This is a genomic window from Prevotella sp. AM42-24 (assembly GCF_003461825.1).
GTDB lineage: Bacteria > Bacteroidota > Bacteroidia > Bacteroidales > Bacteroidaceae > Prevotella > Prevotella hominis.
In genome coordinates this window covers 108,136-122,084 of record NZ_QTXV01000006.1, presented here as the reverse complement: position 1 = coordinate 122,084, position 13,949 = coordinate 108,136, and the positions used below count along the sequence as shown (strand labels likewise).

10 protein-coding genes are annotated in these 13,949 nt (G+C 41.1%); 2 read left to right on the top strand and 8 right to left on the bottom strand.

Going from position 1 to position 13,949, the window contains the following annotated elements:
* Positions 1 to 124: 124 nt before the first annotated feature.
* From DW917_RS03715 to DW917_RS03700, 4 genes are all read right to left on the bottom strand, one after another.
* A complete protein-coding gene (locus tag DW917_RS03715) occupies positions 125 to 1,018 on the bottom strand; it encodes a DNA-binding protein (protein WP_118116599.1) in 894 nt (297 codons plus the stop codon).
* A gap of 191 nt (positions 1,019 to 1,209) precedes the next feature.
* Positions 1,210 to 1,980 carry a tRNA (guanosine(46)-N7)-methyltransferase TrmB gene (gene trmB, locus DW917_RS03710; protein ID WP_022121261.1) on the bottom strand — a complete coding sequence of 257 codons (771 nt, stop codon included), beginning with the start codon at positions 1,978 to 1,980 and terminating at the stop codon, positions 1,210 to 1,212.
* Between the two features lie 95 nt (positions 1,981 to 2,075).
* Positions 2,076 to 2,783: an ABC transporter ATP-binding protein gene (locus DW917_RS03705; protein WP_118116609.1), complete on the bottom strand. Its 708-nt coding sequence runs from the start codon at positions 2,781 to 2,783 to the stop codon at positions 2,076 to 2,078.
* A 96-nt stretch (positions 2,784 to 2,879) separates the two neighbouring features.
* Positions 2,880 to 4,277, bottom strand: coding sequence for a DUF5687 family protein (locus DW917_RS03700; protein ID WP_147344112.1), 1,398 nt, complete (start codon positions 4,275 to 4,277; stop codon positions 2,880 to 2,882).
* 253 nt (positions 4,278 to 4,530) lie between these two features.
* On the opposite strand from DW917_RS03700, the gene DW917_RS03695 reads away from it, so the two are divergent.
* The gene (locus DW917_RS03695) at positions 4,531 to 5,982 is read left to right on the top strand and encodes an ATP-binding protein (RefSeq protein ID WP_118116595.1); all 1,452 of its coding nucleotides are present in this window, start codon (positions 4,531 to 4,533) and stop codon (positions 5,980 to 5,982) included.
* A gap of 332 nt (positions 5,983 to 6,314) precedes the next feature.
* Positions 6,315 to 7,634 carry a DUF234 domain-containing protein gene (locus DW917_RS03690; protein ID WP_118116593.1) on the top strand — a complete coding sequence of 440 codons (1,320 nt, stop codon included), beginning with the start codon at positions 6,315 to 6,317 and terminating at the stop codon, positions 7,632 to 7,634.
* A gap of 77 nt (positions 7,635 to 7,711) precedes the next feature.
* Here DW917_RS03690 and DW917_RS03685 read toward each other — a convergent pair whose 3' ends face one another.
* The 4 genes from DW917_RS03685 to DW917_RS03675 all read right to left on the bottom strand — a co-directional run bounded on the left by DW917_RS03685 (position 7,712) and on the right by DW917_RS03675 (position 13,805).
* Complete coding sequence (locus DW917_RS03685) at positions 7,712 to 8,332, bottom strand: hypothetical protein (protein ID WP_118116591.1); 621 nt, start codon at positions 8,330 to 8,332, stop codon at positions 7,712 to 7,714.
* A gap of 4 nt (positions 8,333 to 8,336) precedes the next feature.
* Positions 8,337 to 8,480: a hypothetical protein gene (locus tag DW917_RS17165; protein WP_006847677.1), complete on the bottom strand. Its 144-nt coding sequence runs from the start codon at positions 8,478 to 8,480 to the stop codon at positions 8,337 to 8,339.
* A gap of 421 nt (positions 8,481 to 8,901) precedes the next feature.
* The gene (locus DW917_RS03680) at positions 8,902 to 10,542 is read right to left on the bottom strand and encodes a RagB/SusD family nutrient uptake outer membrane protein (protein ID WP_118116589.1); all 1,641 of its coding nucleotides are present in this window, start codon (positions 10,540 to 10,542) and stop codon (positions 8,902 to 8,904) included.
* Between the two features lie 17 nt (positions 10,543 to 10,559).
* Positions 10,560 to 13,805 (bottom strand): TonB-dependent receptor, encoded by a 3,246-nt coding sequence (locus tag DW917_RS03675; RefSeq protein ID WP_118116587.1) that lies wholly within the window; start codon positions 13,803 to 13,805, stop codon positions 10,560 to 10,562.
* Positions 13,806 to 13,949: the final 144 nt, after the last annotated feature.

The window sequence follows — 13,949 nt, the reverse complement described above, 5'->3', positions numbered from 1 at the left end:
ATCGGAGGGTGCGTCATGGAATTATGACACACCCTCTTTTTTCTTGAATTCAACAAGATTATTCCCGGATTTAACAAAAGGCATAGGAAGAACATAACATACTATACATATCCCTAACCTAAGACTAGTCCTGATATTTAATCTGGAAGTAATCGAGCAGACGCTTATAGAAGTCCTGTGCAGTAAGACAAGTATCCATCAGATAACCTTTAATGTGATTCCATTCGTGCAATCCTCTATAATAAAACATCTTCAACTCATCTGTGATGATGAACGGAACGATACCATTGCTTAGGCATTCCTTGAACATGATCAATCGCCCCACTCTTCCATTACCGTCTTGGAAAGGATGAATAGACTCAAAGCGCTGATGGAAATCGATAATATCCTCCAACGTTTTTTCTTTCTTGGCATTATACTCCTTCAGCAATCGTACCATCTCCTTGTGTACCATTTTCGGTTCACAAGTTTCTATTCCCCCCACTTCATTTGGAAAGCGTTTGTAATCTCCCACCATAAACCAATCTTTGGTGCTATCAGAAGTTCCTGACTTGAGGATAAGATGAAGTTTCTTGATGAAGTCTTCGGTCAACTTCTCATCAGCCTGATCGATAATCAAATCGATACACCTGAAGTGATTGGTTGTCTCAATGATATCATCCACCCTTACACTTTGGTCTGTAATACCTATCGTATTAGTTTCAAATATAAAACGGGTCTGCTCATGCGACAACCTGCTTCCTTCGATATGATTGGAATTATAGGTTAAGTCTATTTGAGTACGATGATAAATGCCTCCTTTCAGCTTCATATTCTTCTGTTCCCGAAGGATAGAAAGAAGTGGAGAAACCTGTTGCTTCTTGGATTTACGCATAGGCAAGGTTGCATCGGCAGGAATATTCCAGGTCTTTCCGACCAACACTACTCCCTCAATTTTCCCGGAAGCACAATAATTACGCGCAGTTCGTTCTGATACCCCATACTTCTGCGCAAACTCTTTCACTGATATATAATCCATAAATTATCGGCAAGTTTACGTTTGTATTTAGACTGCAAATATAACACTTTTTGCCGATAACGGCAAGGAAAAAACGAAAAAAGCGATTACCATCCCTCTTTTTTGCCGATAACGGCAAGAAAAAACGCCCAACAGCAGATGCTCGACCGCATACCAACTATTGAGCGCTTTTAAATATATATTGCGATAACTTACTTCGCTGTATCCTTTGAGCTTCGCTTATCACGGCGATAACTGCGATAATCATCCAGCGGAATCTCGATATCAGGTTCTACCAACTCACCTTCACGTGGCAAGGCGAACTTCTGATATTTGATATTCAAACCACGCTCTATCCACATACTCTCATAATAGGTCTGGATGGAAAGAATCTTACGGGTTTCCTCATCGATACCCTCCTGATGATAGAGATCCTCGGTGCGGAAGAGCACAGGCAGATGGTTGCCATCCACCATATAAGTAGTATAAGTGAAGAGGAAGTTGGAATCTGTTTTCAAATGAATGATGCCGCCATCCACGAGGAAGTGACGATAACGGTTCATGAAGTAAGTAGATGTAAGACGCTTGCGAGGGTTCTTCATCTGCGGATCAGAGAAGGTGAGCCAGATTTCCTGCACCTCATCCTCGGCAAAGAAGCGGTCGATAATTTCAATGTTGGTACGGAGGAAAGCCACGTTCTTCTGTCCTTCCTCTATCGCTTTCTTGGCACCGGTCCACATTCGTGCGCCCTTAATATCCACACCGATGAAGTTCATTTCAGGATAGAGTTTGGCAAGTTCCACGGTATATTCACCCTTGCCGCATCCCAACTCCAGTACGATAGGATTGTCATTGTGGAAATACATCTCACGCCACTTGCCCTTCATATCGAAAGGCACGTCATCTACTACACTATATGGATACTGAAATACGTTCTCGAAACGCTCCATATCCGCAAACTTAGCTAATTTTCCTTTGCTCATTGATTCTTTTTTCTTCGTTTGAGTGCAAAGGTAAGCATTTACCGATAATTATACAAATCATATCATGGAATTTGTATAATATTAACGGAAAAAGTTTATTCTGCCTGAATACCGAAATACTCATTGAGTTCAGCGATGGCTGCACCATCGGAATTAGGAAGATCCTTCACTAACTTTCCTTTCTCCAAGAGAAGAATACGTGAGGAGATGTCGACAACAAAGTTGAGGTTATGGCTGGAGATGATGACCGTAGTGCCCTGCTCCTTGCAGATGCGCTGAATCATGTGGGCGATAGTCATCTGAGAAGAAGGGTCAAGATAGTTGAAAGGCTCATCCAGGAGAAGAACCTTCGGATTGATGATCATCGCTCCGATGATACCAATCTTCTGTCGGTTGCCCTGAGAGAAATCACGGAGATACTTCTTGGTTCCCATGATTTCATCGTGCATAAAGCCCTCAAACTGCGCCAGGCGCTCCTGCAAGGTTTTATCGTCGATGTTATAGACATCAGCGATGAAATCGAAGTATTCCTCAGGGGTGAGGAAGTCGATGAGGAATCTGCCGTCGATATAACTGCCGGTATATTCCTTCCAGGTTTCACTCTCGTTCACCTTCTGTCCGTTGCTTTCTACGAAGCCCTCATCTGCCTGAATCAAGTCAAGAACCAAGCGGAGCAAGGTGGTCTTGCCCGCACCATTATTACCTACGAGTCCTATCAGTTCGCCCTTTGCAACACTCAGATTATCAATATCGAGTACGGTATTGCCATTATATATCTTCTTGAGATTCTGTATCTTAATCATATTACTTTGAATTTTGAACATTGAACTTTATGATTAGTAAAACTATTGAATTCTTCACTCTTCGTTCTTCACTCTTCACTTAACTTCACTCTTAACTTAACTCATGAACTTCTCCATGCGCTTATACTTGTTCTTCTCGAAGATGGCAGCAATCTTGGCGATGAACCATTTGTGGATGGCGATGCTGAAGACTGCCAGCGCTACGCAGGTGATGCACCATGCCGTCTCGCCGAAGAAATGATAGACAGCACAGACGCCAGCCAGCGGGAAGAGGAAGGCGATGGCATAAAGATTAATCTTTAGATTCGCTCCCTGCATGCTGAACATGGAAGTCTGGAATATCTCCAGACGGGAAGAGAAGAGTGCTGTAGGCAGATTGAAGAGATTGATGAATACCGCCAGACAGAAACCGCTGATAAGCACCTGGATTCCGATTCCTGCCTGCAGGAAAAGGAACGGAAGGGTGAGCAGCAAGGCAATCGCACTCACTACCATATAATAATAGAAGCAATTCTGCAGCATCTGCTTCACCTTTACTGGCTTGGTCATCAAACCATGGAAGAAGTTTGCCTCAATACCAAAGGTCCATTGCGACAACACCACCGATGGCAGCAGGATGGCACCCGCCACATAGAGGGTAGTCATAGCCACCTTATCCCCCATTTCCTGTCCCGCTTCTGCTGGAAGCAAGGCAAAGAGATAGGCATCGAAAAGGAAGATGGCGGTAATCAGAATCACCATCGTACGGACACGCTTTGCTCTCAACGTGCCGATATATTGCAGACTGAAGAGGTTGACATGACTGAATCCACGGAACTTGGAAACCTTCTGTTTCTGCTCGTTATAAATCTTTTCGTGACAGAGATAGGCGGTAAGTCCGGTGAATACCGCTCCAGCAAGGAAGAAGAGACCTATCCATCCCATCCATACCGGGAAGAAAGAAGCCACAAACATATACCCTATGAGCACGGCAAACATTCCCATCCATCCCAATATCAAGGGCCATTTGAGCATCCACTCCGTAGCCTTACGATAACAAGTGATATAGATGCCATCGATATAAGAAAACGCAAGGAAAAGGAAAAAACTTGCGACTGCCTGAGCCGCAGACAGCACATAGAAAAAAACAGGAAGCGTGAGCAATGGCAGCACATAGTTCCAGAAACTCATAAGATTGGTGGTAAGAAGGAATTTATTCCAGATTTTCTCTGGCACTGGACGAGATTTCACGTAATCATCCATCGCAGTAATATCCCGTTTCATCACCATTTTCATAATCATATCAGGAATCAGAAAACCGACAACCATACCAGCCCCCAACAAGGCCGGCAAGTCTTTCCCTTCCAAATCTCCTCCATTTTCGGTGAAACTAAGAAAGAAACTAACTCCCATCACCACATATAGAAAGATGATATAGGAGGCAACAAAAGCATCTCTCTTATGAAAGTTACGACGTTGCTGCAACCACCATAACCTTAAAAGTAATTTCAACATAATTTATTGATTTCAATGGTTTTGGGCACAAAGTTAAACAAAAAACTTACATCTTTCCTGTAAATTAGATAAAAATAACATTAAAATAATCAGATATCTTCCACACAGTAGATAAGTAATGAATGAGAATTTTACGAAAATCTGTCGTAATCTCAACAAAAAAGTGAGATTACGACAGATTTCTCGTTTAAAAGTTGTCGTAATCTCGTATTTTTTGTAACTTTGCGACAGGTTTCACTAATATGAGATAAATATGAAGGAGAATATTATAGGCAGAGAACAAGAGATTGAAAAGCTTGAAAACTATATTTCAAGCCGCAAATCAGAATTTGTAGCCATCTATGGCAGACGACGTGTAGGCAAGACTTTTCTGGTAAAAGAACTGTTCGAAAACCGATTTACATTCCGCATCACAGGCAAAGACAATGTAACAACCAAGGAGCAGCTTGCGAGTTTCAGTTTTGCACTTAACGACCAGTTAGGCATAGAAACAGATGCAGCTAATTGGCCGGAAGCATTCCGGCTTCTCCAAAAAGCATTGGAAAAGATGCCAGAAGGAACAAAAATCATCTTCTTCGATGAACTTCCTTGGTTCGACACGTATGCCTCCCACTTCATCAGCGCCCTGGAACATTTCTGGAACGACTGGGCATCCTACCGAAGCGACATCAAACTGATAGCCTGTGGAAGTGCTACCACCTGGATGCTCAATCAGGTTATTAATTCACGCGGAGGGCTCCATAATCGCATCACTCACAACATTCTGTTATCTCCCTTCAAGCTGCATGAGGTAGAAGAGTATTTCAAAGCACAGGGTTTTTATTATGAACGCCCGGAAATCATCGAGTGCTATATGGCGATGGGCGGTGTAGCATATTACCTGTCTCTTTTCGAAAACAACAAAAGTGTGGCACAGAATATCCAACAACTTTGCTTTACACGTGGCGGCGAACTCACCGAAGAGTTTGACCGCCTGTTCAGTTCGCTCTTCAAGAAAGCCGACAATCATCTTGCCATAGTTACAGCCCTAAAGAACAAAGGCAAAGGAATGACCCGACAAGACCTGCTGGACGCTACAGGACTTGCTAACAACGGAAGGTTCAGCCAGATACTTAAAGAACTTGAGCAATGTGATTTCATCCGCAGTTATACTCCTTTCGGCAAGTCGAAGAAAGATATGATGTATCAGCTGATAGATCCTTATTGCCTGTTTTATTTCAAATTCATGCACAACAAAGGTTCATTCCTCGACAACTATTGGGTCAAGATGCAAACCACTGCAGAGTATGAATCATGGTGCGGTCATGCCTTTGAAATCGTATGCCTTCACCATATCAATGAAATTATCAAAGCTTTAGGCATAGACGGCTGCATCAACACCCCTTGTTCATGGTCTTACCGACCTACCGCCAAAGTTATGGCAGATGATGAGGCAGACGAAGATCTGAAACGAGGAACACAGATAGATCTGCTGATAGACCGCTCGGACAAATCTATCTCTATCTGCGAGATGAAATTTTGCAATGGGGAATATGAAATAACCAAGGCATACGATGCCCATCTGGCACATCGTCTGAAGATTTTCAAGAAAGTGACGAAGACAACGAAAACGCTCATTCCTACATTTGTCACACCACATGGTCTATATAATAATATGTATGCAAGAAAAATCAACAGACAGGTAACTGGAGACGACTTATTTTGAAAAAAGTGGGACGAAGACAACGAAAACGCTCATTCCTACATTTGTCACACCTCATGGCCTATATAATAATATGTATGCAAGAAAGATCAACAGACAGATTACAGGAGACGACTTATTTTGAAAAATGCGTCTTCCGCAGTAGAAAAGAAAAAGCAAAAAAGGAAAAAGGTGTATCCTGAATGCCCGATACTGATGGTAATTGCCTTTTTGTTAAACTATTCAAAATAAAGTTCTTAATCTTTGTATAATCCAATAGAAAATCGTACATTTGCGCAGAATAGTAATCGGCATTACGGTAATGGCGGTTACGATAATAATATTAAAAATGAGATATGAAGTTTTATGATAGAACAAAAGAACTGGCACTCTTTGCTGACATCTATACAAAGAGCCAGCAAGAAGCACAGATGACGGTACTGGTAGGAAGACGCCGTATCGGCAAAACCGAGTTAGCACTAAGATGTGGACATGAAGGTTCTCTTCTATATTTCTTTGTGGCAAGAAAGTCTGAAAATATGCTATGCCAAGATTTCAAGGAAGAGGCAGAACGCAAATTAGATATGCCATTAGGCAATTATTCGTCATTCGCCGAGCTGTTTCACCAACTCCTCTTTATCTCCCAAAGCCATCCGTTTACACTGGTTATCGACGAGTTTCAGGATTGGCTACGTATCAATCCATCCATCTTTAGCGAGATGCAGAGAGAATGGGATTTGGCAAAAAGTAAGAGTAAGATGAATCTCATTATCAGTGGTTCTATCTACTCACTGATGCACCGCATCTTTGAAGATAGTAAAGAGCCATTGTTCTCTCGTGCCAATCGTATCATCAATCTACGAGCTTTCGATACAGATGTGCTCAAAGAGATTTTACATGACTTCAATCCTAACTATACAGCAAGCGACTTGCTTACTCTCTATACGCTGAGCAATGGGGTTGCATGGTATGTCAATCTCTTCATGAGCAATGGAAAGACAACCTCTCAGAAAATGCTCAATATGCAGACTGAAGAAAACTCGCCTTTCATCAACGAAGGAAAGAATATCTTGATAGAGGAATTTGGTACGGATTATGCCAATTATTTCTCCATACTCTCTTGTATCGCCTGTGGTGAGGTAACTCGTGCCCAGATTGAGGCTTTGACAGGAATCAAGGAAGTGGGTGGATATCTGGAACGTTTGAAATCTCACTACAATCTGATAGAACGCCATGTCCCAATCTTCTCCAAGCCAAAGAGCAAGAGTGTAAGATATATCCTGAGTGACAATTTTCTCATCTTCTGGTTTCGCTTCTTCTATAAATACCAGAATTTCATAGAGAGTGGCGCATTGAATCAATTGCATCGTATCATTATGCGTGATATATCCACGGTAGAGGGTTTTATGCTTGAACGCTATTTCCGCCAGAAACTGAGCGAAAGCCAACAATACACCCAGATAGGTCAGTTTTGGGATAGAAAGGGAGGAAATGAGATAGATATCGTTGCAATAAATGAAATAGATGGAATTATTGACATCTATGAGGTAAAAAAGGATAAATTCCGTTATGACGAAAGTCTCTTGAAACAGAAGGTGGACTATATGCTCCAAGTATATCCTGAATTAAAGAAACTGGAAATTCGTCTGGGCTGCTTATCATTGGAAGATATGTAATATCCTCTATATATTAAAAGAAAAAAAGGTGTATCCTGAATGCCCGATGAGGAGCAAGAAGGATACACCTTATTATATTATGGGTTTGGATAATCTTGATTGATTCCTCTAGGAAGGAAATAACCCTTGATGCAATTTGGATTGCAGACACAAATCTGAATATGATTCTTTTCTCTGAATCCTGCATTAGGATATAGTTCCTGTCCTTCCCAAAATACACCTTTTACAGAATCGTAAGGATGGGCATTGGCATCCTGATTGTATGTTAAAGCTGTTTGTACAACAGCACAATCCAATTTTCTAATCAACAAATCTGTAGAATTTCCGATAGATGTATTCTTCGGTAATTCAATCCCTGATTCTTTATAGACAGTAACCATAGCCTCATAAGCAGCCTTCAATTCCTGAAGATATGTGCTATCTGTTAAGTCAAAGCAATATCCCAAGTCAATAATTGCACCAACAACTGCAGGCACTTTGATTTGTGAGTTCTTTCTTTTTGCTAAATCTTTAGCCCATTGCCAAGCTCGTTCCTCATTATTCTCCCAAAAGTAAATGCCATTACCTAACCAGTCATAGTCATTAGTACTGGAAAGAAGATCGGTCTTTCCAGCAACTACGGCATCAACAACAGTTTTGTCGCAACCATGAAATCCAATTACTAGGTTGGAGCGCCTTGAATATAAAGACTTATCCATACCTTTATCTCAAATGTGGTGCAACTTCACCATTAGGTAAAAGAATTCCTGCCCTAATTAAAAAGGCACGTGCTGCTTCTTTACTGGCAGTAGAAGCCTTTCTTGCTGCCTCTAATCTTTCTTGTCTTTTGCTATCAAATAAATCCATATTCTACCTCCTTGTTTTAATGTTTCAACATTTATCTTCTATATCGATTATGTTGCTAACACAATGAAAGTTACTCTCAAAATGCCGCACCCTCGCTAATCTTATGCAAAAATACGCTTTTCTTCTGAAAGCTCCAAGGAATTATTGAAAAATATTTGAGAATGAGGATTATAAAAGGCAAGTCGCTTCCTTGTCTGACCAGTGATGGGGCGGCAAGGATGCAACTTTGACTTTAAAGGTTGTTTTTTTCCTGTCATTAATTAGTAGCACTCTCTGATTGAGGCCGTCTTACCAGAGTCTTCCTTGCCACGTAGGCAAATAAAATCTTTTTTGTGGCATAATCGATTATTTCTATGAATAAAAAATGTGCTCACTACACACTCATACGAGTAGTAAGTGAGCACACTTTAATAAATACTCTTTATTGAGCCTTCGGTACTGCTACAACTGGATTGTTGTTGCCTACCAATGCTTCATTATGATTTTCCTCATCTTCAGGAATCAAGTACAAGAATATAGGAGATTCTGCTGGCAAGTTAAATCTTACAGAAACTTCATAATTAGCACCTGTACGATCCAAAGGTTTCTTTAAGCGGAGCAAATCTGTGAAAGAGAATCCCTCACCCCACAACTCAACTCTTCTTTGGAACCAAACTGCATCTTGCACACCTTCTGCAGTAGTTGCATTGCAAGTATAAGAAGGGTCACGATATGTTCTGACGAAGTTCTCCAAAATTCGTTTGCCTTCTTCTACATTACCACCCATTGCAGTAGCCTCAGCTTGGATGAGAATCATTTCCTCTACACGCATCAATGGAATATCACAAGCATTCAGCTCATTACCATACTGATTCTTGTATGCACCAAACTTTACATTGGTATAAGGTTCTGTGATGTCAGCAACCTCATCACCTGTCTGATTATATACAGCGAGGTATTTTACGACATTTCCGTCCTCGTCCTCATCTTCTTGATGAACCACATATTTTGGATTGACAATTGGTGAGTTCAAGTTCTCATCAATCCACCATCCCTTGCGAACGTCTGTAGAAGGAATCTCTTTCCACAACTTACTGTTTATCATTCGGCAAGCGTATGTTGGTGAATAGCCATTGCCTGTAAATGAGCACATCATAGAAGGGAAATTCAAGATACCAGACTGTACGATATCATTAGACTCATCAACGATATTACCCCAAATCCAGTTGGATGCACTTACATCATTGAAACCAGGTGCAGCTGCTGCATCTTTTGAAAGAGGAGTATAGCCTTCTGCTGCCTTTTGGGCATCTGCCGCTGCGTCAGACCAATTTTGCATAACCAAATTAACACGAGCGCGTAATCCATATGCTACCTGACGATTAATCTCAGATTTTGCAGAACGTGAGTCAGTCAAGTAATCAATAGCAGTATTCAAGTCATCCATAATTTGCTTATAGACATCCTTTACTGCTGCACGAGGATTGTTTGCCTCTGCCTCTGCTGTCTTCTCAGTTACGATAGGCACACCAGCTGCATCTTCATGTCCCTTATATGAGAATTGGTAAAGCTGAATCAATGTGAAATACTCAAAAGCACGCATGGCATAAGCCTGACCTACGTAAGATTTTGCCACATCAGAAAGATTCTCCAAATCTACAGACTTCAATACGTCATTAGCAGCCTTGATGTTCTTGTAGCATTGGTTCCAAATAAAATATGTAGTCTCACTGTTTGCAGTTCTATCAACGAAACGCAAAGGTTTGTTATACCAGTTGTAACCAGACACCTGAGAAGGTTCATCTTGTCCTGAGGCATCCATCATCATCATTGTAGAAGCATAACCGAAGTCATAGTGACGAGCCGAACCATACCATTGTGTGATAGCTTCGCACTCAATCATGTTGGCATACATACCAGAAACCTCAGACTTCAGTTTGCTTTGGTCTTGCGCCAACACCTCATTCAATTGACCATCGCTCATTGTACTTCCACTAGGATTGGTATCCAAATCAGAACAACTTGTTGTCAGCAACATGGCACTACCGAGAAGTGCCACAAAATATCTATTATTCATTTTCATTGTCTCAATCTATTATATTAGAACTTAACACTGATACCACCAGAGATTGTACGAACAGCAGAATACTGCATATTGGTAGATTGACCGAACGACTGTCTTGGGTCAAATCCCTTACGCTTTGCAAACAAAGCTACGTTGTCGGCAGTGAAATAAACACGAAGACCATTTAACTTAATCTTATTCAACAAACTCTTAGGGAAAGAATAACCCAAAGAAAGGTTTGTCAAACTCAAATAGTCTGAACTTGTCAACCAACGATCTGATGTTGCGTTTGTATATTGATCATTAGAGTTCAAGCGAGGAACGTTAGTATTTGTGTTCTCTGGAGTCCAAGCTTTATCAATATCCTTGCTCCAACCTGTACCAGCGTCTGTTGCAGAACCACCATGCATCAAGAGTTGATAACCATAGTCCCATGCCTTGCCACCCAACTGATAAGCGGCAGCAATAGAGAAGTCAACACCATAAGCTGCTACTCTAACTCCGAAACCACCATATACAGATGGTAAGCAATCGCCTTGTGCGTAACGGTCTGCGCTACTCCAACTGCTAGTCTTCTTACGGGTTACATTGCCATTCTCATCCTTGACATCAATGTAGTAAAGAGCCTCACCAAGTTCTGCACTTGCACCTGGTGCCAATTCTGTCTCGTCACCATTATATACACCTGCATAACTTCTCATATAGTATTGATACATAGACTCACCTTCTTTATAGATGCGGCTACCATCAATCATCTGACCCTTCAAAGACTCGTCCAATTTGATGATCTTGTTCTTCCATGTGGTGGCATTTGCGTACAAGTCGATTTGAATATCCTTGGTCTTATATACTGTAGAGTTCAAGTCAATCTCTATTCCACTGTTGCGAACCTTACCCATATTGGTTGGATATACAGAGTAACCATTAGATACTGCCACTGGCATATAGTAAAGAAGGTTCTTGGTCAAGCGGTTGTAGTACTCAACACTACCACTCAACTTTCCATTCCAAAGATTGAAATCAAAACCAGTATTAAATGAGTATGAAGTTTCCCAAGTAATATCCTTGTTTCCCTTGCGATACAAACTTACAGCGAAGTCTCCACTATTATTAGATACCTTATAAATGTCGCGATAAGGATACTGATTCAAATATTTGCCATCTTGGGTCATCAAAGCATCATTACCCTGAATACCGTAGCTAATCTTATACTTCAAGAAGTTAAGCCAACTCTTGGTATTTGCCATGAAGTCTTCCTTGGTAAGAACCCATGCGGCACCAAAGCTACCAAAATTACCCCATCTACTATCTTTTGCAAAACGAGAAGAAGCATCACGACGATAAGAGGCACTGGCAATATACTTGTCATCGTATGAATACTGAGCACGTGCCAACCAACCTTCTGTAGAATATTCATCTGAGCTAGAGCCTGTTTGTGGTGACAGAATAGCATTGTCGATTTCAATAATGCCAGGGTTATACAATTTATTTTTGCTACCCCACAAACCTGTATCTTTCCATTTGTAAGTCTCATGACCAAGAAGTAAGTCGATGTTGTGCTTACCAAAATCATGAACGTATGTCAACAATTGCTGGTTGTTAATGGCAGAAGTGCGTTCTGTTTGCTTCTGAACCACACCACCTTGTGAAGAGTACTGACCATAGAAAGCATTATAAAGTACACTTTGGACAGTATTATCAATATCCAAACCAAGATTGTAGGTAAACTTCAAACCATCATACAAGTTGACCTCGGCAGACCAACGTCCACTGAATACATCTGCTACGTATGAGTTTTTGTCCAACTGACCTGATGAAGCAGGGTTGCTACCACCCATAAAATTACGCTTATACTTATAGCCACTCAATCCCTTAGCATCTCCATAATCATACATAGTAAAGCCACGACTATCTGTCATGATATTACCTTGAGCATCACGGATGTAAAGTGGATAGATAGGAGCCATGAAGTTGGCAACATAGAAAATATTTGCACTTGAAGAAGCATTGTAATCATCCTTGTTAGTTACAGAATAATTGCTATCATAGTGAGTGTAAGCAAGATTGGTTGACAATTTGAGCCAAGACTTTGCTTGATAATCAACCTTAGCACGTGAACTATAACGCTCGAAGCCTGTATTCTTCACAATACCTTCATCCTTCAAGTATCCGCCTGATACGAAATAATTGACCTTGTCTGTCGCACCAGAGATGTTAGCATTGTACTCTTGACGGAGATTGCCTCCATTGAACACTTCGTCAAACCAGTTGTCTGGTCTATATGTATAGTTACCATCGCTATAGCCAAGTGTCGCATTTGGATTCAACTTTCCATCCAATCCAATAAGATTCTCACCACTTGGTACAGTGAAAATATTATAGCCAACACCACCATTTCCAGTTGTTGGCAAGACTGCATTGGCATAAGCATTAGCAGCTTCATTTGTAGGATAATTAGCTGTGCCATATACACTATTGTAGATAGCAGTATATGCCTTCTCGTAATATGTACCAGGATTCTTGATGACATCATAGTTTGGCAATGCACGAGAAGAACTTCCTAAACGGACATCAACATTGATTTCTGCTTCACGTGAACGGCCCTTTTTAGTTGTAATCAAAACAACACCATTGGCACCACGAGCACCATAAAGAGCATTAGATGCTGCATCCTTCAACACGGTTGTGCTTTCAATATCCGCTGTATTCAATGCAGATATATTACCATCGTAAGGAACACCATCGATAACATAAAGAGGTGAGTTGCTAGAAGACCAAGAACCAATACCACGTACACGGATTGTTGATGCTTCACCAGGCTTACCACTAGGCTGAGTAACCTGAACACCAGCGATTTCACCACTCAAAGCCTGTGTGATGTTTGTTACCTGTCGGTCTGCGATCTTCTCATTCTTCAAGACTGCAGCAGAACCTGTAAATGAAGATTTCTTAGCCTTACCGTATGCTACAACCATGACTTCATCAAGATTGTGAGCATCTGATTCCATAGAAATTTTCATGTTAGGAGTCGCCTTGACTTCCTTCTTGTTCATACCAATGTAAGTAATCTCCAAGATAGCATTTTTAGCTACATTTAAAGAGAATTTACCATCCACATCAGTAACTGTACCAGTATTGGTGCCTGCCACCTTGATAGATGCGCCAATGATAGGCTCTCCATCTTCTGCAGAGACAACAGTACCGGAAACTTGACTTTGCGCAAACGCCATGCTCGTACTAACGGCTATGGCTGCGGCTACTGTCATGAGTCTTTTTTCCATAAATCTCTCTCTCTTTTAAAAAATTAATATATAATGTTATTTCTTTCTCTACATGTCACGAGGTGCTCCCCATTGAGGGAATACCAAAGAATGCTTTCTCTACCTCTTGTCCCGAGGTGGAAGAGTTATACCTTATTATATATA